The sequence below is a fragment of the Klebsiella pneumoniae genome (genome assembly GCF_000742135.1).
GTDB classification, from domain to species: domain Bacteria; phylum Pseudomonadota; class Gammaproteobacteria; order Enterobacterales; family Enterobacteriaceae; genus Klebsiella; species Klebsiella pneumoniae.
Genome location: NZ_KN046818.1, coordinates 3,425,412 through 3,448,764 on the forward strand (window position 1 = coordinate 3,425,412; position 23,353 = coordinate 3,448,764).

At 57.7% G+C, this 23,353-nt stretch carries 21 protein-coding genes and 1 other RNA gene; 16 read left to right on the forward strand and 6 right to left on the reverse strand.

Annotated elements, in window-relative coordinates; translation table 11 throughout:
• Nucleotides 1-14: 14 nt before the first annotated feature.
• Genes DR88_RS09430 through DR88_RS09400 form a run of 7 tightly spaced genes read left to right on the forward strand, consistent with a single transcriptional unit; the run spans nucleotide 15 to nucleotide 7,283 of the window.
• On the forward strand, nucleotides 15-1,271 hold the full coding sequence (locus DR88_RS09430) for an MFS transporter (protein WP_004149797.1): 1,257 nt from the start codon (nucleotides 15-17) through the stop codon (nucleotides 1,269-1,271).
• 10 nt (nucleotides 1,272-1,281) lie between these two features.
• On the forward strand, nucleotides 1,282-1,812 hold the full coding sequence (locus DR88_RS09425; protein ID WP_004174433.1) for a cupin domain-containing protein: 531 nt from the start codon (nucleotides 1,282-1,284) through the stop codon (nucleotides 1,810-1,812).
• A 9-nt stretch (nucleotides 1,813-1,821) separates the two neighbouring features.
• A complete protein-coding gene (locus tag DR88_RS09420) occupies nucleotides 1,822-2,592 on the forward strand; it encodes an alpha/beta fold hydrolase (RefSeq protein WP_004174434.1) in 771 nt (256 codons plus the stop codon).
• Nucleotides 2,576-3,370 carry an SDR family oxidoreductase gene (locus tag DR88_RS09415; protein ID WP_002916526.1) on the forward strand — a complete coding sequence of 265 codons (795 nt, stop codon included), beginning with the start codon at nucleotides 2,576-2,578 and terminating at the stop codon, nucleotides 3,368-3,370. Before DR88_RS09420 ends, DR88_RS09415 begins: the two co-directional genes overlap by 17 nt.
• Nucleotides 3,371-3,379: 9 nt before the next feature.
• Complete coding sequence (locus DR88_RS09410) at nucleotides 3,380-4,144, forward strand: aspartate dehydrogenase (protein ID WP_004211378.1); 765 nt, start codon at nucleotides 3,380-3,382, stop codon at nucleotides 4,142-4,144.
• Between the two features lie 15 nt (nucleotides 4,145-4,159).
• Nucleotides 4,160-5,629, forward strand: a complete 1,470-nt coding sequence (locus DR88_RS09405; protein ID WP_004149795.1) for an aldehyde dehydrogenase — start codon at nucleotides 4,160-4,162, stop codon at nucleotides 5,627-5,629.
• 13 nt (nucleotides 5,630-5,642) lie between these two features.
• Nucleotides 5,643-7,283, forward strand: a complete 1,641-nt coding sequence (locus DR88_RS09400; RefSeq protein ID WP_004149794.1) for a thiamine pyrophosphate-binding protein — start codon at nucleotides 5,643-5,645, stop codon at nucleotides 7,281-7,283.
• Nucleotides 7,284-7,419: 136 nt separating this feature from the next.
• Here DR88_RS09400 and DR88_RS09395 read toward each other — a convergent pair whose 3' ends face one another.
• Nucleotides 7,420-8,688, reverse strand: a complete 1,269-nt coding sequence (locus DR88_RS09395) for an OprD family outer membrane porin (RefSeq protein ID WP_015958965.1) — start codon at nucleotides 8,686-8,688, stop codon at nucleotides 7,420-7,422.
• Between the two features lie 377 nt (nucleotides 8,689-9,065).
• Nucleotides 9,066-9,824 carry a metalloprotease LoiP gene (loiP, locus tag DR88_RS09390; protein ID WP_004151780.1) on the reverse strand — a complete coding sequence of 253 codons (759 nt, stop codon included), beginning with the start codon at nucleotides 9,822-9,824 and terminating at the stop codon, nucleotides 9,066-9,068.
• A 278-nt stretch (nucleotides 9,825-10,102) separates the two neighbouring features.
• On the opposite strand from loiP, the gene tkt reads away from it, so the two are divergent.
• From tkt to DR88_RS09355, 7 genes are all read left to right on the forward strand, one after another.
• A complete protein-coding gene (gene tkt, locus DR88_RS09385; protein WP_002916513.1) occupies nucleotides 10,103-12,094 on the forward strand; it encodes a transketolase in 1,992 nt (663 codons plus the stop codon).
• A gap of 385 nt (nucleotides 12,095-12,479) precedes the next feature.
• The gene (gene epd / locus DR88_RS09380) at nucleotides 12,480-13,508 is read left to right on the forward strand and encodes an erythrose-4-phosphate dehydrogenase (protein WP_002916512.1); all 1,029 of its coding nucleotides are present in this window, start codon (nucleotides 12,480-12,482) and stop codon (nucleotides 13,506-13,508) included.
• Nucleotides 13,509-13,547: 39 nt separating this feature from the next.
• Complete coding sequence (gene pgk, locus DR88_RS09375; RefSeq protein ID WP_002916508.1) at nucleotides 13,548-14,711, forward strand: phosphoglycerate kinase; 1,164 nt, start codon at nucleotides 13,548-13,550, stop codon at nucleotides 14,709-14,711.
• Between the two features lie 97 nt (nucleotides 14,712-14,808).
• A complete protein-coding gene (gene fbaA / locus DR88_RS09370) occupies nucleotides 14,809-15,888 on the forward strand; it encodes a class II fructose-bisphosphate aldolase (RefSeq protein ID WP_004144748.1) in 1,080 nt (359 codons plus the stop codon).
• 190 nt (nucleotides 15,889-16,078) lie between these two features.
• Nucleotides 16,079-16,936, forward strand: coding sequence for a small-conductance mechanosensitive channel MscS (locus tag DR88_RS09365; RefSeq protein WP_002916504.1), 858 nt, complete (start codon nucleotides 16,079-16,081; stop codon nucleotides 16,934-16,936).
• Nucleotides 16,937-17,087: 151 nt separating this feature from the next.
• Nucleotides 17,088-17,723 (forward strand): arginine exporter ArgO, encoded by a 636-nt coding sequence (gene argO, locus DR88_RS09360; RefSeq protein WP_004144747.1) that lies wholly within the window; start codon nucleotides 17,088-17,090, stop codon nucleotides 17,721-17,723.
• An 89-nt stretch (nucleotides 17,724-17,812) separates the two neighbouring features.
• Nucleotides 17,813-18,580, forward strand: a complete 768-nt coding sequence (locus tag DR88_RS09355) for an oxidative stress defense protein (RefSeq protein ID WP_002916499.1) — start codon at nucleotides 17,813-17,815, stop codon at nucleotides 18,578-18,580.
• Nucleotides 18,581-18,633: 53 nt separating this feature from the next.
• On the opposite strand, the gene argP is transcribed toward DR88_RS09355, so the two are convergent.
• Nucleotides 18,634-19,527: a DNA-binding transcriptional regulator ArgP gene (argP, locus tag DR88_RS09350; protein ID WP_002916497.1), complete on the reverse strand. Its 894-nt coding sequence runs from the start codon at nucleotides 19,525-19,527 to the stop codon at nucleotides 18,634-18,636.
• Between the two features lie 167 nt (nucleotides 19,528-19,694).
• Between argP and rpiA the strand changes: the two genes are divergently transcribed.
• Nucleotides 19,695-20,354 carry a ribose-5-phosphate isomerase RpiA gene (rpiA, locus tag DR88_RS09345; protein ID WP_002916495.1) on the forward strand — a complete coding sequence of 220 codons (660 nt, stop codon included), beginning with the start codon at nucleotides 19,695-19,697 and terminating at the stop codon, nucleotides 20,352-20,354.
• 269 nt (nucleotides 20,355-20,623) lie between these two features.
• Complete coding sequence (gene serA, locus DR88_RS09340) at nucleotides 20,624-21,856, forward strand: phosphoglycerate dehydrogenase (RefSeq protein WP_002916493.1); 1,233 nt, start codon at nucleotides 20,624-20,626, stop codon at nucleotides 21,854-21,856.
• An 83-nt stretch (nucleotides 21,857-21,939) separates the two neighbouring features.
• Here the strand turns inward: serA and DR88_RS09335 are convergent, their stop codons facing one another.
• From DR88_RS09335 to zapA, 3 genes are all read right to left on the reverse strand, one after another.
• The gene (locus tag DR88_RS09335) at nucleotides 21,940-22,536 is read right to left on the reverse strand and encodes a 5-formyltetrahydrofolate cyclo-ligase (RefSeq protein WP_004144746.1); all 597 of its coding nucleotides are present in this window, start codon (nucleotides 22,534-22,536) and stop codon (nucleotides 21,940-21,942) included.
• A 98-nt stretch (nucleotides 22,537-22,634) separates the two neighbouring features.
• Nucleotides 22,635-22,818, reverse strand: a non-coding RNA gene (ssrS, locus tag DR88_RS27415) — 6S RNA.
• A 41-nt stretch (nucleotides 22,819-22,859) separates the two neighbouring features.
• Nucleotides 22,860-23,189, reverse strand: coding sequence for a cell division protein ZapA (gene zapA, locus DR88_RS09330; RefSeq protein ID WP_002916488.1), 330 nt, complete (start codon nucleotides 23,187-23,189; stop codon nucleotides 22,860-22,862).
• Between the last annotated feature and the right edge of the window lie 164 nt (nucleotides 23,190-23,353).

Here is a 23,353-nt window from a genome sequence, read left to right on the forward strand (position 1 = left end):
CTTAAGGGGGAGAAATGACCACATTAGAGACCAACGCCGCGCCTGCAGAGGCGAGCGGCGAGGGCGTCCGCACGCCTGAAAAAGCAGTTCGTTGGGCCATTCCGCTGTCGCTGCTGGCCTGCGTGCTGCTGGCTTTTTTCGACAAAATCAGTATCGCCGCGCTGTTTTCCGATAGTCACTTCCAGCAGGCGATGGGCATCGATTTCGACACCACCCGGTTGGGCATTCTGATGAGTGCCTTTTTGCTGAGTTACGGCTTCTCGTCAGTGTTATTAAGCGGCCTTGGCGACCGGATTGCGCCGCTGCGTCTGCTGACTGGAATGATGGTGGTGTGGTGCATCCTGATGGTGATCATGGGCTTCACCCACAACTACGCGCTGATGGTGACGCTGCGCATCCTGTTGGGCATTGCTGAAGGGCCGCTGTTTCCGTTGGCGTTCGCCGTGGTGCGCCACACCTTCCCGCAGCGGCTACAGGCCCGCGCCACCATGCTGTGGCTGCTCGGCACGCCGGTTGGCGCGGCGCTGGGTTTCCCGCTGTCAATTTGGCTACTCAATACCTTCGGCTGGCAGAGCACATTTTTCGTGATGGCGATGCTGACGATACCGGTGCTGATTTTTGTACGCATCGGGCTGCGCGGCGTACAACTGGAGGCGAGAGCGAGCAGCGATAAAACCTCGCAGGAAGCGCGCCGCAGCGCGCGTCTCGAGCTCTTTGTGAGTCCGCATTTTTGGATGATCTGCATCTTCAACATCGCCTTTCTCGCCTATCTGTGGGGGATCAACGGCTGGCTGCCGGGCTACCTGATTAAAGGCAAAGGCATTCATCTGGAACACGCCGGCTGGCTGTCGTCGATGCCATTTATCGCCATGTTGCTAGGCGAAATTATCGGCGCCTGGCTGTCCGACCGCGTCGATAGGCGCGCCGCCGCCTGCTTTATTTCCCTGGCAGGCGCGGGTATTGGCCTGGCGGCAGTGATGCATTTCACCACGCCGCTGCCGGTAATCGCGGCGATGAGCTTTAGCACCTTTATGTGGGGCACCGGCGCGCCAAACATTTTCGCGCTGCTGGCTAAAGCGACCCATCCACGGGTCAGCGCCACGGCGGGTGGAATTTTCAACGGGCTGGGAAACTTTGCCGGGGCGCTATCGCCGGCGGTGATGGGCGCGCTTATCGCCTTCACCCATAGCATGGATTCCGGGCTGATTTTTCTGGCGGTGATGGCGGCGGTGGGCTGCGCCCTGTTACTGCCGCTGCTGAGACGTTACTGAGGATAAAACGATGACTGATTCAACCGTAACTGCAAAACAGAGTTTGAAACCTGACCATATGACGATGGAAGAGTGGGTGGAGTCGCGTATCGCGCGCTTTGAAGGCCGTAAATACGACTGGAATGCGCTGAAATTCCAGGCCGATTTCGATCCGAAATATCGCCGCGCGCAGATGCGCTACATCGGCACCGGCGCCACCGGCGTCGCCAGTGATACCAACACCGTTCCGGCCGAGCACTTCACCTTTTCCACCATGGTGTTGCCGTCCAAATGTGAAGGCCCGCTGCACCTGCATGATGACGTAGAAGAGGTGTTCTTCATGCTCAAAGGGCAGATCACTCTGATGATTCAGGACGGCGACAACTATACCGAAACCGTGCTGCGCGAACGCGATCTGATCTCGGTGCCGCCTGGAATTTACCGCGGTTTGTTTAACCACGGCGAAGAAGAGGCGCTGATGTGCGTGATGCTCGGCACCCATAAGCCGCATATTCCGACCTACCCGGAAGATCATCCGCTGGCAAAAGTAAAACGTAACTAAGGGGCGATGATGACGGGGTTTCGTGAACAAGGAAGCGGTATTCCGCTGACGCTGCTGCACGGCATCAGTTCCGGCGCGGCCTCCTGGCATAAACAGATGGCGCTACCCGGCTACCGCGTGCTGGCCTGGGATATGCCCGGTTATGGTGAAAGCCCGATGCTGGCGGCGGCGCCGGCGAATGCCGGCGATTACGCCGACGCGCTGGCGCGAATGCTGGACCGCGCTGGAGTAGAGCAAACCATACTGGTCGGCCATTCGCTGGGCGCGCTGGTGGCGGCCGCCTTCGCCGCGAAATACCCGCAGAGGGTGCTTTACCTGGTGCTCGCCGACGTCGCGCAGGGCTACGGCCAGGCGGAAGCCGCACAGCGGGAAAAAGTCTGGCAGGGGCGTCAACAGCAGATAGCGCTGGGCGGCGAGGCGATGGCCCAGGGGCGGGCGGCAAAACTGCTGCGCCCTGGCGCGCGCGAAGCCGATGTGGCGACGGTGGCGGCGGGGATGCGCAGGCTACGCCGCGACGGTTATCTCGCCGCGGCCTGGATGCTGGCCCATGACGACATTCACCGTTGGCTCGCCGACTATCGCGGTCGTCTCTCCGTGTGGTGTGGCGAGCAGGATGCCATTACCCAACCGGAGTTAGTGCAGGGAGTGGCGCTGCGTTACGGCGCTCCTTACATCGCCATCCCTCAGGCTGGACATGCCAGCTATCTCGATAACGAAATCTTTTTTAATCAACAGCTTTTACGCATAGGGGAAGAGGTGCGCGATGAATGCACAAATTGAAGGACGCGTCGCGGTAGTCACCGGCGGTTCGTCAGGAATCGGCTTTGAAACGCTGCGCCTGCTGCTGGGCGAAGGGGCGAAAGTCGCCTTTTGCGGCCGCAACCCGGATCGGCTTGCCAGCGCCCATGCGGCGTTGCAAAACGAATATCCAGAAGGTGAGGTGTTCTCCTGGCGCTGTGACGTACTGAACGAAGCTGAAGTTGAGGCGTTCGCCGCCGCGGTCGCCGCGCGTTTCGGCGGCGTCGATATGCTGATTAATAACGCCGGCCAGGGCTATGTCGCCCACTTCGCCGATACGCCACGTGAGGCCTGGCTGCACGAAGCCGAACTGAAACTGTTCGGCGTGATTAACCCGGTAAAGGCCTTTCAGTCCCTGCTAGAGGCGTCGGATATCGCCTCGATTACCTGTGTGAACTCGCTGCTGGCTCTGCAGCCGGAAGAGCACATGATCGCCACCTCTGCCGCCCGCGCCGCGCTGCTCAATATGACGCTGACTCTGTCGAAAGAGCTGGTGGATAAAGGTATTCGTGTGAATTCCATTCTGCTGGGGATGGTGGAGTCCGGGCAGTGGCAGCGCCGTTTTGAGAGCCGAAGCGATAAGAGCCAGAGTTGGCAGCAGTGGACCGCCGATATCGCCCGTAAGCGGGGGATCCCGATGGCGCGTCTCGGTAAGCCGCAGGAGCCAGCGCAAGCGCTGCTATTCCTCGCTTCGCCGCTGGCCTCCTTTACCACCGGCGCGGCGCTGGACGTTTCCGGCGGTTTCTGTCGCCATCTGTAAGGAAAGATGATGAAAAAGGTCATGTTAATTGGCTATGGCGCGATGGCCCAGGCGGTGATTGAACGCCTGCCGCCGCAGGTGAGGGTGGAGTGGATCGTGGCGCGCGAATCGCATCACGCAGCGATCTGCCTGCAGTTTGGTCAAGCGGTGACGCCGCTTACCGATCCGCTGCAATGCGGTGGGACGCCGGATCTGGTGCTGGAATGCGCCAGTCAGCAGGCGGTCGCGCAATACGGCGAAGCGGTACTGGCGCGCGGCTGGCATCTGGCGGTGATCTCGACCGGTGCGTTGGCGGACAGCGAACTGGAACAGCGTTTACGTCAGGCGGGCGGCAAGTTGACGCTGCTGGCTGGCGCAGTAGCCGGGATTGACGGCCTGGCGGCGGCCAAAGAGGGGGGGCTTGAACGAGTGACCTATCAGTCGCGTAAAAGCCCGGCCAGCTGGCGCGGCAGCTATGCCGAACAGCTTATCGACCTCAGCGCGGTCAATGAAGCGCAAATTTTCTTCGAAGGCAGCGCCCGCGAGGCGGCGCGGCTATTCCCGGCAAATGCCAACGTGGCGGCAACCATCGCGCTGGGCGGTATCGGCCTTGACGCGACCCGAGTACAGCTGATGGTCGATCCGGCGACGCAACGCAACACCCATACGCTACACGCCGAAGGATTGTTCGGCGAGTTTCACCTGGAGCTGAGCGGCCTGCCGCTCGCCAGCAATCCGAAAACATCGACCCTCGCGGCACTGAGCGCGGTACGCGCCTGCCGTGAACTGGCATAACGCAGAGAGGCTGAGATGGACGAATTAGACATTTTTATCGGCGGCCAATGGCGTCGCGGCGGCGGCAATTTGATGCACAGCCAGTTTCCGGCGGATGGCGCTATTAACGCGGCGCTGCATGCGGCAAGCCTCGATGATTTACAGGAGGCGATCGACAGCGCCGACCGCGCCTGGCGGGAGCCAACGTGGCGGGCGATGCTGCCGCATCAGCGGGCGAAGATCCTGCATAAAGTCGCCGATCTGATTGAAGCACAGCTTGATGAGCTCACCCAAAAGCAGAGCCGCGATAACGGTAAACCGCTGGCGGAAGCGCGAGGGCTGGTGATGAGCGCGGCGGGGACGGCGCGCTATTTTGCCGCCGCCTGCGAGTTACTGGAAGGCGAGCTGCCGACGCCGCGGCAGGCGGATCTATTGACTCTGAGCCGCTATGAGCCGCTGGGCGTGGTGGCGGCGATCACCCCGTGGAACTCGCCGATCGCCAGCGAAATGCAGAAGGTGGCCCCGGCGATCGCCGCCGGAAATGCGGTGATCCTCAAACCGGCGGAAGCCACGCCGCTCATGGCGCTGGAGCTGGCGAAGATCTTTGAGCAGGCCGGTTTACCCGCCGGACTGCTGAGCGTGCTGCCGGGTAAAGGATCGATTATCGGCGATGCGCTGGCCCGCCATCCTAAGGTGCGCAAAATTTCCTTTACCGGCGGCACCACCACCGGACGTCACCTGGCGCACGTGGCGGCGGAAAAGCTGATCCCGGCGTCACTGGAGCTGGGCGGCAAATCGCCGACCATCGTGCTGGAAGATGCCGATATCGAACAGGCGGCGCGGGGCATCTGCTACGGCATTTTCAGCTCCGGCGGTCAGGCCTGTATTGCCGGCTCGCGGCTGTTTGTTCATGACAAAGTGTATCCGCAATTAATGGCCCGCCTGCTGGAGTTAACCCAAGGGCTGCGGGTTGGCCATCCGTTCAGCGCTGGCACCCACGTCGGGCCGCTGATCAACGATAAACACCGGCAGAGCGTGCTGGAGTACGTCGAGCTGGCGAAACGCGAAGGCGGCAGCGTGCTATGCGGCGGCGAGATCCCGGCGGATCCGGCGCTGGCGGCAGGCAGCTATTTCCTGCCGACCATCATTGAAGGGCTGAACAATCAGGCCCGCGTTTGCCAGGAAGAGATCTTCGGACCGGTTCTGGTGGCGATGCGTTTTCACGATGAAGCGGCGCTGATCCGCGAGGCCAATGATTCGGTCTTCGGACTGGCGGCGGGGATCTGGACGCGTGATACCGGCCGCGCGCTGCGTCTGAGCGAACAACTGGAAGCCGGTACGGTGTGGATCAACACCTACAAAGTTTTCTCCATTTCGACCCCGTTTGGGGGCTTTAAAGAGAGCGGTCTGGGCCGCGAAAAAGGGATCCAGGGGCTGAAAGCCTGGATGCAACAAAAGAGCATTTATCTGGCGACGGGTAATAGCGTCAACCACTGGTGCGACTGAGAAAGGGTGAGCAATGAGCGAAATGATAACCGTCGGCGATGCCATCGCCAGAACGCTGGAGCAGTATCACGTTGAAGCCATTTATGGCGTCATTTCTATCCATAACCTGCCGATCGCCGATGCCGTCGGCCAGCGGGAAAAAATCCGCTTTGTTCCAGCGCGCGGTGAAGCGGGCTCGGTGACCATGGCTGACGCGCACGGCCGTTTTTCCGGGCTCGGCGTGGCGCTGACCAGTACCGGCGCGGGTGCGGGTAATGCGGTCGGCGCGCTGGTTGAGGCGATGAACGCCGGTACGCCGCTGCTGCACCTGACCGGACAGGTCGAAAAAGCCTGGCTGGACGCCGACACCGGTTTCATTCATGAAACCCGCGATCAGTTGACCTTCCTGAAAGCCAGTTCGAAGCGCGCTTACCGCATTAGCAACGCCAACCAGGCGGTGGCTATCCTGCATAAGGCGATTCAGGAGGCGCAGACGCCGCCGTGCGGCCCGGTCTCGGTGGAGATCCCAATCGACATTCAGAGCGCCAAAATTCCGCTTTCACTGCTGACCGCGCCGCTGAAACGCGCTCCGGCGGTTGAGCCGGAAGCGTCGCTGGTCGATGCGCTGTGGGCGCAGCTTAAGCAGGCGAAGCAGCCGCTGCTGTGGCTTGGCGGCGGCGCGTTAGAGAGCGGCGAGGCGGTGAAGACGCTGGCGGATGCCGGGGTGACGGTGATTTCCAGTACCCACGGCCGCGGCATTCTGGCGGACAGCCATCGCGCCAGCCTGCGCGCGTTTCATAATTCTCCCTCGGTTGAAGCGCTGATTTCACAATGTGATTTCACACTTGTTGCCGGTTCCCGGCTGCGCAGCAACGAAACGCGCTCGTGGACGCTGGAACTGCCCACGCCGCGGGTGCAGATTGATATTGACCCGGCGGCGGCCAGCCGTAACTACTTGATGGACAATACCCTGGTGGCGGATTGCCGGGCGCTATTAGCGGCGCTGGCAGCGCGGGTGCAGGGCCGGATATGGGGCGATGCGCGTTGGGATAGCCAGCTTAAAGAGGCGGTAGAGGCGGCGGAGCAGGGGCTGCGCGACCAGTGCGGCGATTACGCTAAATTGAATGACGCGATTGCGCAGGCGCTGCCCGATGACGGCATCCTGGTGCGCGATATTACCGTTTCCGGCAGCCTGTGGGGCAGCCGTCTGTTCCGCGCTCACGGCCCGCTGATGAATATCCATTCTCTGGCCGGAGCCATCGGTATGGGGCTACCGATGGCGGTGGGTACCGCGATTGCCAATCCGCAACGTAAAGTGGTCGGCCTGGTCGGCGACGGCGGCCTGAGCCTCAACCTTGGCGAACTGGCGACCCTGGCGCAGGAGAAGGCCAACGTGACGCTGTTGATTATGAATGACGGCGGCTACGGCGTAATGCGCGGTATTCAGGATAAGTATTTTGGCGGCCGCCAGTATTACAACGAGCTGCACACGCCAGACTTTACCCTGTTGGCGCAGGCGATGGGTCTGCAGGCGTGGAGCGTGGATCGGGCTGAGGATTTCCAGGCGGTGATGACCGAAGCGCTGGCGATGCCGGGGCCATCGGTGGTGGAAGTGAAGATGGGCCAGATTGGCGCGCTGCGCTTTGCCGGCCCGCCGCAGAAGACGCTGTATTAATGATAACCCAGTGACCCCAACCCTCTCCCTTCCGGGGAGAGGGTACCGCACGGCACAGGGGGTTAATCAAGGCGCCGGACGGTTGCTCCTGCGCGCCGGGAGAGGGCCGGCTCACTGGAGAGGGTTCATTATATGGTTAAAACACGTTAAACGGATATTCGACGTAGAACCGCACTTCATTCCCGCTGACGTTATAGTCGCTGGCGTTGCTGGAAACGCGCAGCACCGAATAGCGGAGTCTCAATTTCAAATCTTTCGCCATGCCGTTTTGCACCTGGTACTGCACCTGGTTGAACCATTCGTGTTCTTTACCGTTGCTGGTCTCGGCGGTTTTAATGTTATCCCCGCGAACGTAGGCGGTGGTCCAGCTCAGGCCCGGTACGCCCAGTCCGGCAAAATCCAGGCCATAGGAGGCCTGCCAGGAACGTTCATCCTCGCCGTTAAAATCTGACCAGTAGGAGTTAGCCAGCCAGATGGTGTTGCCGCCATCGCCAACGCCGCCCTGATTCTGATACCCGCCGTAGTGGTAGCCGGTGCTGCCGCTGCTTTGCTGGTAAGCGACCTTAAAAGTGTGAATATCCCAGATATAGCTGGCGGCCAGGCTCCAGATGCTGTTGCTGCGCCCGGTGTCATTGGCGTCGGCATATTCTTGATCTAAGCGCGAGTTATAGCCGTTGAAGTCAACAATCAGCTGCTGGTCGGCGGCGAACGGCTGCTTGTAGTTCAGGCCGAGATACTGCTTATTCAGCACGTCTTCGACGTGCGAAGCGTAAAGCGCGCCGCTGAGCTGGTCGTTGAATTGATAGCTGGCGCCGCCAAAGGTCAGGCTCTTCAGGCCGCTATTGTGGCTGTCGTCGCTTTTGCGCTGCTGATCGGTGAGATAACCGGCGTTAATTTCCAGACCGTCGATTTCTCTTGAGGTCAGCATGGTACCGGTATAGCTCTCGTACAGCAGCCGCGAGTCATCGGCGTAGACGATGGGCAGCATCGGGCGCTGGCTGCCGTAGCTGAGGACGGTATTCGAGAAGCGCATTTTAGCGGTAGCGCCAAATTTTGCTAAATCGGACTTCGCGCGGCCATCATCATCCTGGGCGAAAAAGTCGATACCGCCCGCGCCGCTGCGGCCGCGGCCGCCGTCGAGGCGCACGGCGTACTGCGCAATGCCGTCAACGCCGAAGCCGACCGGCCCTTGAGTAAAGCCGGACTCAAAGGTCGCGATGATACCCTGACCCCATTCGGCTTTATCCGGCAAACCATCGCGATAATCGCGTTTGATATAAGCGTTACGTAAAAAGAGATCCAGGTGGCTGTCTTCAATAAAGCCCTGACTGGTAGATTGTTGGCTGGCGAAAGCCGGCGCGGCGGCAATAATGCCAAGTGCGATTAATGGTAATTCTTTTTTCACTGAGGGCACTTCTCTGTCTGTCGATATATTCAAGGGAATCGCTGCTGACCAGATATTCTCCTGAAATAATGTCGAAAGCAATCATTGTGTGAGCAGTTATTGCAGCCGGAAACAGGTTGTATGGCGCATGAGCCGTGCGCCAGGCAGTAAGGGGTGGACTATTTATTATTCGGGTAAAGACGATTCTGGAAGCCAGATAGTGTGCGGCCTTTTAAATTTACCAAATAATATATTTCTGAATCGCCGGGCATAAAATAATTGGCTGTGATGCACTGTGATAATAATTAACGGTTTGTGCGCTTAAATTATCAATTAATGCGGCTAAATATTTTTACGGATATATAAAAAAGGGAGGCAATAATGCCTCCCGCTGTCGCTTATTTAATGCCGTCGGCCTTCATGCGATCGCGAATATGCTGCGCGCGGGCTTCCGATGCCGGGTGATCGTCAAACATGGAGCTCTGACGACCGGCTTCCAGCTTGGCCAGTTTCTCGAAGCTGGTGGCCAGTCCCGACGGATTGATACCGCGCTTACGCAGCAGGTCGTAAGAGTAGTCATCCGCTTCCGATTCCTGACGCTGGGAGAACTGCGAGTTCACCAGTTTTTCGCCCAGATCGCCCAACTGAGACTGCGACAGGCTACCGACGATACCGCCCGCGGAGGCCGCCGCCGCACGCACAGCGTTGGTACCCAGGGCGACCTGCATGCCTTTCTTCACGTGGCCCAGCGCGACGTGGCCCATTTCGTGGCCGATCACCGCCTCGACTTCATTATCGTTCATCAGATCCATCAGCCCGCTGTAGACGCGGATGCAGCCGTTGGCCATGGCGAAGGCGTTGACATCCTTGGTCTCATAGACCTTGTAGTTCACGGGCTGACCATTGATGTTATCGCCCAGCGCAGCCGCGATTTTGTTCAGCCGCTGGCTGTATTCACTGTTGGCCGGGGCGATTTTCGCTTTGGCGTCCATCTCTTTACAGGCCTGGTCGCTTAAGGTTTTCACCTGCGCGTCGCTGAGAGAGTATGCCTGGAAGGCTTCGGCGCCTGAGCTGAGCAGACCGTTGGAGTCCATGTTCTGACATCCGGTGAGGGTTGCTGCGATCCCAAGAGCAAGTACGGTTGAGCGAATTTTCATTTTTATCTTCCACAATCTTATGGTTGTTTATCCGAAAATACGGCGACGGCAGGGAACCGTATTCTGCGTAAATTATAAAGAGTATCGCAGGATGCGGGCGAGCGGATTCCAGCGTAGCACAACCTGTTCCAGAGATTTCTTAAAGGGCAAAAGGATGCTCCATGTACATGACTTGTCGCTTGGGTTACATTGTTCACACTTTTTTCCGGCGTAGCCCAAAACGCGCTCTCGTCAAGTCGTTAAGGGCATGGCCTTCAACAGTCCGAACTGGAGTCAAAATGTCCTCACGTAAAGAGCTTGCTAACGCTATTCGTGCGCTGAGCATGGACGCTGTACAGAAAGCCAAATCCGGCCACCCGGGGGCCCCGATGGGTATGGCTGACATTGCCGAAGTGCTGTGGCGTGATTTCCTGAACCATAACCCGAACAATCCGGCCTGGGCTGACCGTGACCGTTTTGTGTTGTCAAATGGCCATGGTTCGATGCTGATTTACAGCCTGCTGCACCTCACTGGCTACGATCTGCCGATTGAAGAGCTGAAAAACTTCCGCCAGCTGCACTCCAAAACCCCGGGTCACCCGGAAGTCGGCTACACCGCAGGCGTGGAAACCACCACCGGTCCGCTGGGCCAGGGTATCGCTAACGCGGTCGGGATGGCTATCGCCGAGAAAACCCTGGCGGCGCAGTTCAACCGTCCGGGACACGATATCGTCGACCACTACACCTACGCCTTCATGGGCGACGGCTGCATGATGGAAGGCATTTCTCACGAAGTGTGCTCCCTTGCCGGTACCCTGAAACTGGGTAAACTGGTGGCGTTCTATGATGACAACGGCATCTCCATCGACGGCCACGTTGAAGGCTGGTTCACCGACGACACCGCGAAACGCTTTGAAGCCTACGGCTGGCACGTGGTGCGCGGCGTGGACGGTCACGACGCTGACGCCATCAAACGCGCGGTAGAAGAAGCGCGGGCGGTCACCGACAAACCGTCCCTGCTGATGTGCAAAACCATCATCGGTTTCGGTTCGCCGAACAAAGCCGGTACCCACGACTCCCACGGCGCGCCGCTGGGCGACGCCGAAATCGCCCTGACCCGCGAAGCGCTGGGCTGGAAACACGCGCCGTTTGACATCCCGTCTGACATCTATGCCCAGTGGGATGCCAAAGAAGCCGGCCAGGCGAAAGAAGCGGCGTGGAATGAGAAGTTCGCTGCCTACGCCAAAGCCTTCCCGCAGGAAGCAGCCGAATTCACCCGCCGTATGAAAGGCGAAATGCCGTCTGACTTCGACGCGAAAGCTAACGAGTTCATCGCGAAGCTGCAGGCCAACCCGGCGAAAATCGCCAGCCGTAAAGCCTCGCAGAACGCCATCGAAGCTTTCGGCCCGCTGCTGCCGGAATTCCTCGGCGGCTCCGCAGATCTCGCGCCGTCCAACCTGACCCTGTGGTCTGGCTCTAAGCCGATCAACGAAGACGCTGCCGGGAACTACATCCACTACGGCGTGCGCGAGTTCGGTATGACCGCTATCGCCAACGGTATCGCGCTGCACGGCGGCTTCCTGCCGTACACCTCCACCTTCCTGATGTTCGTGGAATACGCGCGTAACGCGGTACGTATGGCCGCGCTGATGAAACAGCGTCAGGTGATGGTCTACACCCACGACTCCATCGGTCTGGGCGAAGACGGCCCGACTCACCAGCCGGTAGAGCAGGTGGCTTCCCTGCGCGTGACCCCGAACATGTCCACCTGGCGTCCGTGTGACCAGGTGGAATCCGCGATTGCGTGGAAATATGGCGTGGAGCGTCAGGACGGCCCGACCGCGCTGATCCTCTCCCGTCAGAACCTGGCGCAGCAGGAGCGTACCGCAGAGCAGCTGGCGAACGTGGCCCGCGGCGGTTATGTGCTGAAAGATTGCGCCGGCCAGCCGGAGCTGATCTTCATCGCCACCGGTTCAGAAGTGGAGCTGGCGGTTGCCGCATGGGACAAACTGACTGCCGAAGGCGTGAAGGCGCGCGTGGTTTCCATGCCGTCCACCGACGCGTTCGACAAGCAGGATGCGGCTTATCGCGAATCCGTACTGCCGAAAGACGTGACCGCGCGCGTTGCCGTGGAAGCGGGTATCGCTGACTACTGGTTCAAATACGTTGGCCTGAACGGCGCTATCGTTGGCATGACCACCTTCGGTGAGTCTGCGCCGGCTGAGCAGCTGTTCGAGGAGTTCGGCTTCACCGTTGATAACGTGGTCGCTAAAGCGAAAGCGCTGCTGTAATCGCTGGTACGGTGCGGGCTGATGCCCTCACCCCAACCCTCTCCCACAGGAGAGGGTGCAAACACCAAAAACGGTAACCCCTGGGTTACCGTTTTGCTTTTATCTCGCCACCCGGCTTTTTTGTATCTGCTATTCCTGAACCATGTAATACGGTTGTAAATTATTCCAGCAAAAATGTGATGTGAGTCATATAGCTGGTTTATTGCGCTGGACAAACATTCCTTTTATTCCTCATTTCGCTTATTCTAGCTGAAGCGTTTCAGTCGTTTAAATGTTCGACAATTAATCAATCAGTCGCAGTTTGCAGCTGGTAAGGTTCCCCTCAGAGCGTTGCTGGATTACTCTGTCAGCCACCTCATAACAGGGACAGCCTTGCAGGAGATCTATGACCATTCGCATCGCGATTAATGGCTTCGGTCGCATTGGACGCAACGTGGTTCGTGCTCTATATGAATCCGGGCGTCGTGCGGAAATCACCGTGGTGGCAATCAATGAGCTGGCGGATGCCGCGGGCATCGCGCATTTATTGAAATATGACACCAGCCATGGCCGTTTCGCCTGGGATGTCCGTCAGGAGCGCGAGCAGCTGTTTGTTGGCGACGATGCCATCCGTCTGCTGCATGAGCCGACCATTGCGGCGCTGCCCTGGCGCGAACTGGCGGTGGACGTCGTGCTTGACTGTACCGGGGTATACGGGAGTCGTGAACACGGTGAAGCCCATCTTCAGGCGGGGGCGAAAAAAGTGCTCTTTTCCCACCCCGGCGGCAACGACCTCGACGCGACGGTGGTGTACGGCGTAAATCAGGATGAACTTCGCGCCGGGCATCGCATTGTCTCCAACGCCTCCTGCACCACCAACTGCATTATTCCGATCATTAAACTGCTCGATGACGCCTATGGCATTGAGTCCGGCACCGTCACCACCATTCACTCGGCGATGCATGACCAGCAGGTGATTGACGCTTATCATCCGGATCTGCGGCGTACCCGCGCGGCCAGCCAGTCGATCATTCCGGTGGATACCAAACTGGCGGCAGGGATCACCCGTATTTTTCCGCAATTTAACGACCGTTTTGAAGCGATTGCCGTGCGGGTGCCGACGATTAACGTGACGGCAATTGACCTGAGCGTGACGGTGAAAAAACCGGTAAAAGCATGTGAAGTCAACCAGTTGCTGCAAAAAGCAGCACAAGGTGCATTTCATGGTATAGTTGACTATACGGAATTACCGTTGGTCTCGACAGATTTTAACCACGATCCGCACAGCGCCATCGTCGATGGTACGCAAACCCGGGTCAGTGGCGCGCATCTGATCAAAACGCTGGTCTGGTGCGATAACGAATGGGGCTTTGCTAACCGAATGCTCGACACGACGTTAGCGATGGCGGCTATTGGTTTCAGGTTCGACGCGTAAACGTCGACAAAACTTTATGAATCAACGAGAGGATTCACCATGTCTGTAATTAAGATGACCGATCTGGATCTGGCTGGTAAACGCGTTTTTATCCGTGCGGATCTGAACGTACCAGTTAAAGACGGGAAAGTAACCAGCGACGCACGTATCCGTGCATCTCTGCCGACCATTGAACTGGCGCTGAAGCAGGGCGCGAAAGTCATGGTTACTTCTCACCTGGGTCGTCCGACCGAAGGCGAGTACAACGAAGAATTCTCTCTGCTGCCGGTTGTTAATTACCTGAAAGACAAACTGTCCAACCCGGTACGCCTGGTTAAAGACTACCTGGACGGCGTGGAAGTGGCTGCCGGTGAACTGGTGGTGCTGGAAAACGTTCGCTTCAACAAAGGCGAGAAAAAAGACGACGAAGAACTGTCTAAGAAATACGCTGCGCTGTGCGACGTGTTCGTGATGGACGCTTTCGGTACTGCGCACCGCGCGCAGGCTTCCACCCACGGCATCGGCAAATTTGCTGACGTGGCGTGCGCAGGCCCGCTGCTGGCCGCTGAACTGGACGCGCTGGGTAAAGCGCTGAAAGAGCCAGCTCGTCCGATGGTCGCTATCGTTGGTGGTTCTAAAGTGTCCACCAAACTGACCGTTCTGGATTCCCTGTCTAAAATCGCTGACCAGCTGATCGTGGGCGGCGGTATCGCTAACACCTTCGTTGCCGCTCAGGGCCACAACGTCGGTAAATCCCTGTACGAAGCAGATCTGGTTGATGAAGCCAAGCGCCTGCTGGGCACCTGCGATATCCCGGTTCCGACCGACGTTCGCGTAGCGACCGAGTTCTCCGAAACCGCAACGGCAACCCTGAAGTCTGTTAACGACATCAAAGATGACGAGCAGATTCTGGACCTTGGCGACGTTTCCGCACAGAAACTGGCTGAAATCCTGAAGAACGCCAAAACCATCCTGTGGAACGGCCCGGTTGGCGTATTCGAATTCCCTAACTTCCGTAAAGGGACTGAAATCGTGGCTAACGCTATCGCGGACAGCGAAGGTTTCTCCATCGCCGGCGGCGGTGACACCCTGGCAGCGATCGACCTGTTCGGCATCGCTGACAAAATTTCCTACATCTCCACTGGCGGCGGCGCATTCCTTGAATTCGTCGAAGGCAAAGTCCTGCCGGCAGTAGCGATGCTCGAAGAGCGCGCTAAGCAGTAATTCAGTTCAGGCGGGGAAACCCGCCTGTTTTTCAGCGCGCTTAAGGGCTCGCGAACCTTCTTCAACGGTCGAAGATACAGATACAGGACTAAGTAACATGTCTAAAATTTTTGATTTCGTAAAACCGGGCGTCATCACTGGCGACGACGTTCAGAAAGTGTTCCAGGTAGCGAAAGAAAACAACTTTGCACTGCCGGCGGTAAACTGCGTAGGTACTGATTCCATCAACGCCGTTCTGGAAGCTGCAGCGAAAGTTCGCTCTCCGGTTATCGTTCAGTTCTCTAACGGCGGCGCAGCGTTCATCGCAGGTAAAGGCGTGAAAACTGACGTTCCTCAGGGTGCTGCTATCCTCGGCGCTATCTCTGGCGCCCACCACGTGCACCAGATGGCTGAACACTACGGCGTGCCGGTTATCCTGCACACTGACCACTGCGCGAAGAAACTGCTGCCGTGGATCGACGGCCTGCTGGACGCCGGTGAAAAACACTTCGCCGCTACTGGCAAACCGCTGTTCTCTTCCCACATGATCGACCTGTCTGAAGAGTCCCTGCACGAAAACATCGAGATCTGCTCTAAGTACCTGGCGCGCATGGCCAAAATGGGCATGACCCTGGAAATCGAACTGGGCTGCACCGGCGGTGAAGAAGACGGCGTGGATAACAGCCACATGGACGCTTCCGCCCTGTACACCCAGCCGGAAGACGTGGATTACGCCTACACCGAGCTGAGCAAAATCAGCCCGCGTTTCACCATCGCCGCTTCCTTCGGTAACGTACACGGCGTGTACAAACCAGGTAACGTAGTTCTGACCCCGACCATCCTGCGCGACTCTCAGGAATATGTTTCCAAGAAACACAACCTGCCGCACAACAGCCTGAACTTCGTGTTCCACGGCGGTTCCGGTTCTTCCGCTCAGGAAATCAAAGACTCCGTCAGCTACGGCGTGGTGAAAATGAACATTGATACCGACACCCAATGGGCAACCTGGGACGGTATCCTGCAGTATTACAAAGCGAACGAAGCTTACCTGCAGGGCCAGCTGGGCAACCCGAAAGGCGAAGACCAGCCGAACAAGAAATACTACGACCCGCGCGTATGGCTGCGTGCTGCCCAGACTTCCATGGTGACTCGTCTGGAGCAGGCATTTAAAGAGCTGAACGCGATCGACGTTCTGTAAGAAAAATCTGTTTCTTACCCGGAAGCCCGCAGCAATGCGGGCTTTTTTATTATCTTAACAACAGGATAGCGTGGCAGAAAACTGTGATCCATTTGGCAAAACGTGCACTTATTGTTTACCCTATAACCTGACTGCCCTGTCGCAGGCTGAGTTATTTACTTCCCCCCAGGGGATTCATAAGGAATGTTAAATGGAAGATTTGAACGTTGTCGATAGCATCAACCACGCCGGGACGTGGCTGGCACGCAACCAGGAGCTGCTGCTGAGCTATGCCGTCAACATCGTCGCGGCTATCGCTATCCTGATCGTCGGGATGATCGTGGCGCGCGTCGTCTCTAATACCGTCAACCGCCTGATGCTGGCGCGTAAAATTGACGCTACCGTGGCCGATTTTCTCTCTGCGCTGGTGCGCTATGCGGTTATCGCCTTTACGCTGATTGCCGCCCTGGGGCGGGTAGGCGTGCAGACCGCCTCGGTGATTGCGGTGCTGGGTGCTGCCGGTTTGGCGGTGGGTTTAGCGCTGCAGGGATCGCTGTCGAACCTTGCCGCAGGCGTACTGCTGGTGATGTTCCGCCCGTTCCGCGCTGGCGAGTATGTCGACCTTGGCGGCGTGGCAGGTACGGTGTTGAACGTGCAGATTTTCTCCACCACCCTGCGTACCGCGGACGGTAAAGTAGTGGTGGTCCCGAACGGGAAAATCATCGCCGGCAATATCATTAACTTCTCCCGGGAGCCTGCGCGTCGCAATGAGTTTATTATCGGCGTCGCTTACGATGCTGATATCGACAAGGTAAAGCAGCTGCTGACCTCGATTATCGAATCTGACGATCGAATTCTGCGCGATCGGGAAATGACCGTTCGTCTGAACGAACTCGGCGCCTCGTCGGTGAACTTCGTGGTGCGCGTGTGGAGCAAAAGCAGCGATCTGCAAAACGTCTACTGGGATATCCTCGAGCGTATCAAGCGTGAATTTGACGCCAACGGCATCAGCTTCCCTTACCCGCAGATGGATGTTCATGTGGTGCGCCTGCCGGAAAAAGCAGAGTAAAGCGCCTCTCAATAACTCAGGCCGGCCATGCCGGCCTTTTTCAATAGCTCATCATTAGTAGTTCTAATTAATGATTAATTCTTTCAATTTCCGCTAATAATTCATTCGCGCTATAGTCAGCGCCACTCTCGAACTCAGCGGATAAATCCTTATGTTTACTTATTACTTTCAGGGGCTTGCCCTGGGAGCGGCTATGATATTGCCGCTTGGCCCACAAAATGCCTTTGTGATGAATCAGGGGATCCGTCGTCAGTATCATCTGATGATTGCCCTGCTATGCGCGGTCAGCGACTTGCTGTTAATCTGCGCTGGCATTTTCGGCGGTAGCGCACTGCTGATGCAATCCCCGTGGCTGCTGGCGCTAGTGACCTGGGGCGGCGTGGCCTTTTTGCTGTGGTATGGCTTCGGCGCATTGAAAACGGCGTTCAGTCAGAGTCTTGAACTCGCCAATGCAGAGGTAATGCAGCAGGGGCGCTGGAAAATCATCATCACCATGCTGGCGGTGACCTGGCTTAACCCGCACGTTTATCTGGACACCTTTGTGGTGTTAGGCAGCCTGGGAGGTCAGCTGGCGGTGGAGCCGAAGCGCTGGTTTGCGCTAGGGACCATTAGCGCCTCTTTCCTGTGGTTCTTTGGCCTGGCGCTGTTAGCCGCCTGGCTGGCGCCGCGACTGCGTACCGCCAGAGCCCAGCGGATCATCAATATTGTGGTCGGCGCCGTCATGTGGTTTATTGCGTTTCAGCTGGCAAGAGAAGGCGTCAGCCATATCCAGGCGTTGCTTAACTAAGCGTTGTCCGATGGACTTTCCTGCTGTACGCGCTAAGCTTGCTGGCATGCGTCCCGTAAGGGCGATTTAAGTAACATGGAGAAACGACAGTGAAGTTAAAAGTCTTAGCCCTGGCGGCAACACTCGGATTGACCACGATGGCGGCACAGGCCAGCGAATTGCCGGATGGCCCGCACATTGTGACTTCAGGCACAGCAAGCGTTGCCGCGGTTCCGGACATCGCCACCCTGGCGATCGAAGTGAACGTGTCGGCAAAAGACGCCGCGTCGGCAAAAAAACAGGCTGACGATCGCGTTGCGCAATATCTCTCTTTCCTCGAAAAGAGCGGTATTGCTAAAAAGGACATCAACTCGGCGAATCTGCGTACCCAACCAGATTACGACTATCAGAACGGGAAAAGCATTCTGAAAGGCTATCGCGCGGTGCGCACAGTGGAAGTGACCTTGCGCCAGCTGGATAAACTCAACGGTCTGCTGGATGGCGCCCTGAAAGCGGGTCTCAACGAAATTCGCTCCGTCTCGCTGGGCGTTGCGCAACCGGACGCCTACAAAGATAAAGCGCGTAAAGCGGCGATCGACGACGCCGTGCATCAGGCGCAGGAGCTGGCCGCAGGCTTCCACAGCAAGCTGGGTCCGGTGTACAGCGTGCGCTACCATGTCTCCAACTATCAGCCGAGCCCGATGGTTCGCATGATGAAGGCCGCTGACGCTGCGCCGGTTTCTGCCCAGGAAACCTACGAGCAGGCGACTATCCAGTTTGACGACCAGGTCGATGTAGTCTTTGAGCTGCAGCCGGCGCAAGCCGCTGCTCCAGCCACCCCGGCGAAACCGGCGGAAACGCCGAAACCGGCCCAGTAAGCGATAGAAACAAAAAAGCCACTTCAGCGAAGTGGCTTTTTTATGCCCGCGGTTTAATCCTGACGCAGCACCTTGTGTCCGTAGTCAATGAGCGCATCGGTCACCCGGCGCATCATGCGGCTTTCCGGGGCGAAGCGGTGCCAGTAGAGCATGCGGCGCTGGAACAGGCCCGGGGTGAGATCGATAAGTTCGCCGCTGTTGAGCTCTTTTTCGATCTGCAGATGCGGGATCATACAGCAGGTGGTGCCCTGGCGCGCCAGCTGCACGAAAGCTTCCGACGAGTTGACGATGTGGCAGGGGACGCTGCCCGGCGGCAGGTCGAAGTTTTGCTGCAGGAACGCCTGATGCATATCGTCCAGATGGTCGAAGGCGACGACCGGCGCCTTAAGCAGCGCCGAACGCGTCACGCCATTCGGGAAATAGCGTTGCGCAAACTCTTTTGATGCGACAAACAGGTAATCGAGCGCCCCCAGCTGATCCACCAGGCAGCTTGGCAGCGCCTGCGGCTGGATACTCACTGCGCCCACTACTTCGCCACGGCGCAGGCGCTCCTGGGTGCGGGTTTCATCTTCCACCTGCAGGTTGAGACGAATAGGGGAGTCTGACAGAACATTGGCCAGCGCCGGCAGCAGCCAGGTCGCCAGACTGTCGGCGTTCACCGCCAGCGACAGCAGCAACGGCGTAGAGCCGGTTTGTTCATCGCCCAGCCACTCTTCCTCCAGCAGTTCAACCTGGCGCAACAGAGCCAGCAGTTTCTGTCCTTGCTCGGTGGGGCGCGGCGGCACGGTACGCACCAGCAGCGGCTGGCCGAACATATTTTCCAGCTGCTTAATACGCTGTGAGACGGCGGACTGGGTAATACATAGCTTCTGCGCGGCGCGCTCAAATCCTCGTTCCCTAATCACCGCATCCAGCGCTTGTAGTGTCCTGTAGTCCGGTCGTTTCATTATTCTGGCGTGCCCCCATAACTAATCGTTATCTCGCACTATGACATAAATTTTTATTTGATACAGACGAAATTGGTCTGTTCAGTTGTGTGATCTGCATCGCAGGGACATTTCCACTATCGATGTTCTATAATGCGCCACAGGCATTCACATCTCGGACCAGAATTATGACGCAGGATGAACTGAAAAAAGCGGTAGGTTGGGCAGCACTGCAATATGTACAGCCAGGGACTATTGTCGGCGTAGGCACCGGCTCGACGGCGGCCCATTTTATTGACGCGCTGGGCACCATGAAGGGGCAGATCGAAGGGGCGGTTTCCAGCTCCGACGCCTCCACCGAGAAGCTGAAAAGCCTCGGGATCACCGTCTTCGATCTTAACAGCGTCGATCGCCTGGGGATCTATGTTGACGGCGCGGATGAGATCAACGGCCATATGCAGATGATCAAAGGCGGCGGCGCGGCGCTGACCCGTGAAAAGATCATCGCCTCGGTCGCGGATAAGTTTATCTGCATCGCCGACGCCTCCAAGCAGGTCGATATTCTGGGCAAGTTCCCGCTGCCGGTGGAAGTCATTCCGATGGCGCGCAGCGCCGTGGCGCGTCAGCTGGTCAAGCTGGGCGGCCGTCCAGAGTACCGTCAGGGTGTGGTGACCGATAACGGCAACGTGATCCTTGACGTGCACGGCCTGGAAATTCTCGATGCGATCGCGCTGGAAAACGCGATCAACGGTATTCCTGGCGTCGTCACCGTGGGGCTGTTCGCCAACCGTGGCGCCGACGTGGCGCTGATTGGTACTGCCGACGGCGTGAAGACCATCGTAAAATAGTCTGTCCGCAGGGAGCCGACCGGCTCCCTCGCAAATATTTTTTCACCAGGTGCAATTTGGTGACTTCTGTCACATTTATGCAACCATTCTGATTTACACGCTACCATTTCTTCTCTTTCTGGTGTTTTGTCCTGCGATTTCCCTCTGGATGACATTTCTTCAGGACGGCGACGCAAACGTTCATATTGCCGCGATAGTTTTTTTTGATATGTTGCTGAGACGAACTTTCGTTCAGCACGACATCAGTTAAGACAAAACAGGACGGGGAAATGGCTAAGGTATCACTGGAAAAAGACAAGATTAAATTTCTGCTGGTTGAAGGTGTGCATCAAAAGGCAATCGATAGCCTTCGCGCAGCGGGTTACACCAACATTGAATTTCATAAAGGCGCGCTGGATTCAGAACAGCTGAAAGCGTCGATCCGTGATGCCCATTTCATCGGCCTGCGTTCCCGTACCCATCTGACTGAAGAGATTTTCGCCGCAGCGGAAAAACTGGTTGCCGTCGGTTGCTTTTGCATCGGGACCAACCAGGTCGATCTGAACGCCGCTGCGAAGCGCGGTATTCCGGTGTTTAACGCGCCGTTCTCTAACACCCGCTCGGTGGCCGAGTTGGTGATCGGCGAACTGCTGCTGATGCTGCGCGGCGTGCCGGAAGCCAACGCCAAAGCGCACCGCGGGGTGTGGAACAAGCAGGCGGTCGGCAGCTTCGAAGCGCGTGGTAAAAAGCTGGGCATCATCGGTTACGGCCACATCGGTACCCAGCTTGGCATTCTGGCGGAATCGCTGGGAATGCACGTCTTCTTCTATGATATTGAAAACAAACTGCCGCTCGGCAACGCCACTCAGGTACAGCATCTCTCCGACCTGCTGAACATGAGCGATGTGGTCAGCCTGCACGTGCCGGAAAACGCCTCTACCAAAAATATGATGGGCGCGGAAGAACTGGCGCTGATGAAGCCGGGCGCGCTGCTGATCAACGCCTCCCGCGGTACCGTGGTGGACATTCCGGCGCTATGCGATGCGCTGGCCAGTAAGCATCTGGCCGGGGCGGCTATCGACGTCTTCCCGACTGAACCTGCGACCAACAGCGACCCCTTCACTTCGCCGCTGTGCGAGTTTGATAACGTGATCCTCACACCGCATATCGGTGGCTCCACTCAGGAAGCGCAGGAGAACATCGGTCTGGAAGTAGCTGGCAAGCTGGCGAAATACTCTGACAACGGGTCAACCCTGTCGGCAGTTAACTTCCCGGAAGTTTCTCTACCGCTGCACGGCGGCCGCCGTCTGCTGCATATCCATGAGAACCGGCCGGGCGTCCTGACCGCAATCAACCAAATCTTCGCCGCGCAGAGCATCAACATTGCCGCCCAGTATCTGCAAACGTCGCCGCAGATGGGCTACGTGGTGATTGATATTGAAGCGGAAGAAGATGTTGCCCAGCAGGCGCTGCAGGCAATGAAAGCGATCCCGGGGACTATCCGCGCCCGTCTGCTGTTCTAATCATTTTTGCCTCTCGGGCAGGTCGCGTACCTGCCCGTTTTTTTGTTAATACTTTCCAGGCTGAATTTCTCGTCCCCGCGTACCTACCAACACCAGGTTTTTCCCGGGGTGATGACCGCCGGCAGCGGGATATCCCACTCTTCGCTCGGCAGGCTATCCACCTGCTGGCAGTCGTGCGCGTAGCCCACCGGCTGCAGGCGATACTGCTGCCAGTTTTGCAGCGTCCGGTCGTAAAAACCGCCGCCCATTCCCAGCCGTTGGCCACTGACATCGAAGGCCACCAGCGGGGTCACCAGCACATCGAGTTCAGCCAGCGGCAGCACATCCCGCACATCGAGCTTCGGTTCGCGGATCTTCAGGCGATTCACGATCAGTTGGCTCTGCGGATGGTAGTGTAAAAACAGCAGATTGCCGGGGCTAAAGGGATGCAGCACCGGGAGATATACCCGCTTGCCGGCGCGCCAGAGCTGGTCGATCAGCGGCTGGGTGTCCAGCTCGCCGTCAAAGGAGAGAAACAGCGCCACGTTGTGGGCGAGAACTATCGGCGGCCAGGCCATCATCCGCTCGGCGGCCTGTTGGGCAAACAGGCGCTGTTGCTCCGGGCTGAGTGCGCGTCGACGATCGCGGATCTGCTGGCGAATATGCTGACGGGAGAGCAGGGTATCGGGCTGTATAGTCATGCAGGTCTCGTTACGAGCTGGCGAAACAATAGGAGCAAGTGTAATACAGGGCGGCTTCAGCCGAAAACACGTATGGGGGATGATGCGAAGTAAAGAAGGGAATCTCCGAGATGCCGCCGCAGGCTGTAACCCTTGAACCCTTGGTTCAAGGTGAATGTGTCGTCACGGTTTTAAGGCTTCTCGGACGAACCGAGCATGCTCACCAACCGTGGAGCGCCACATTCTTGTGGTATGAAATATCGGCTCAGGGGACTGGCCCGCTTGCAAACATCTCAGAGAAATTTTGTTCTTGCGATTACTCTAACACAGTTAACTGCAAAGTGTTATTCAAACTTCGACCCTGGCTTTTCGCTTATGCGACCTTGCTCAAGCAATGCTTGTTCGATGGTCTGCTGAAGCATGCGAATGCGCTGCTCCATGCTGGAAGCGTAGTCGCGGGTCTTCGCTTTTTCCTGAGTCAACTCATAGCTGATGTTCAACGCCGCGATGAAGACCAGCTGCTCAGTATTTGTGACTCTAGTGCGTTCTTTTAAATCTTGCAACCGCTGATTAAGGTCTTCAGCTGCCTGATTCAGGGCATCCCTTTGTTCAGGCGGGCAATTCACTCGCAGTGAACGGCCGAAAATTTGGAGATCTACGGGTTGTGCAGACATGCCACCTTCCTGCTGATTGACTGCGCTGCCTTCACACCCTGGCCCGGGTCTGCGAAGGGGCGACACTATAGCTACCCTGGTGCGAAGATACAAGCCCTATTCTGGTTCACCAGGGTCCAAAGTGGTAGCATACCATGAATATTCCTCCCAACGATGACGAATGC

What these genes read in the sequence shown, in the direction of transcription:
- DR88_RS09430 (WP_004149797.1), top strand. Translation starts at nt 15, where the DNA reads ATGACCACATTAGAGACCAACGCCGCGCCTGCAGAGGCGAGCGGCGAG.
- DR88_RS09425 (WP_004174433.1), top strand. Translation starts at nt 1,282, where the DNA reads ATGACTGATTCAACCGTAACTGCAAAACAGAGTTTGAAACCTGACCAT.
- DR88_RS09420 (WP_004174434.1), top strand. Translation starts at nt 1,822, where the DNA reads ATGACGGGGTTTCGTGAACAAGGAAGCGGTATTCCGCTGACGCTGCTG.
- DR88_RS09415 (WP_002916526.1), top strand. Translation starts at nt 2,576, where the DNA reads ATGAATGCACAAATTGAAGGACGCGTCGCGGTAGTCACCGGCGGTTCG.
- DR88_RS09410 (WP_004211378.1), top strand. Translation starts at nt 3,380, where the DNA reads ATGAAAAAGGTCATGTTAATTGGCTATGGCGCGATGGCCCAGGCGGTG.
- DR88_RS09405 (WP_004149795.1), top strand. Translation starts at nt 4,160, where the DNA reads ATGGACGAATTAGACATTTTTATCGGCGGCCAATGGCGTCGCGGCGGC.
- DR88_RS09400 (WP_004149794.1), top strand. Translation starts at nt 5,643, where the DNA reads ATGAGCGAAATGATAACCGTCGGCGATGCCATCGCCAGAACGCTGGAG.
- loiP (WP_004151780.1), bottom strand. Translation starts at nt 9,824, where the DNA reads ATGAAAATTCGCTCAACCGTACTTGCTCTTGGGATCGCAGCAACCCTC.
- tkt (WP_002916513.1), top strand. Translation starts at nt 10,103, where the DNA reads ATGTCCTCACGTAAAGAGCTTGCTAACGCTATTCGTGCGCTGAGCATG.
- epd (WP_002916512.1), top strand. Translation starts at nt 12,480, where the DNA reads ATGACCATTCGCATCGCGATTAATGGCTTCGGTCGCATTGGACGCAAC.
- pgk (WP_002916508.1), top strand. Translation starts at nt 13,548, where the DNA reads ATGTCTGTAATTAAGATGACCGATCTGGATCTGGCTGGTAAACGCGTT.
- fbaA (WP_004144748.1), top strand. Translation starts at nt 14,809, where the DNA reads ATGTCTAAAATTTTTGATTTCGTAAAACCGGGCGTCATCACTGGCGAC.
- DR88_RS09365 (WP_002916504.1), top strand. Translation starts at nt 16,079, where the DNA reads ATGGAAGATTTGAACGTTGTCGATAGCATCAACCACGCCGGGACGTGG.
- argO (WP_004144747.1), top strand. Translation starts at nt 17,088, where the DNA reads ATGTTTACTTATTACTTTCAGGGGCTTGCCCTGGGAGCGGCTATGATA.
- argP (WP_002916497.1), bottom strand. Translation starts at nt 19,527, where the DNA reads ATGAAACGACCGGACTACAGGACACTACAAGCGCTGGATGCGGTGATT.
- rpiA (WP_002916495.1), top strand. Translation starts at nt 19,695, where the DNA reads ATGACGCAGGATGAACTGAAAAAAGCGGTAGGTTGGGCAGCACTGCAA.
- serA (WP_002916493.1), top strand. Translation starts at nt 20,624, where the DNA reads ATGGCTAAGGTATCACTGGAAAAAGACAAGATTAAATTTCTGCTGGTT.
- DR88_RS09335 (WP_004144746.1), bottom strand. Translation starts at nt 22,536, where the DNA reads ATGACTATACAGCCCGATACCCTGCTCTCCCGTCAGCATATTCGCCAG.
- zapA (WP_002916488.1), bottom strand. Translation starts at nt 23,189, where the DNA reads ATGTCTGCACAACCCGTAGATCTCCAAATTTTCGGCCGTTCACTGCGA.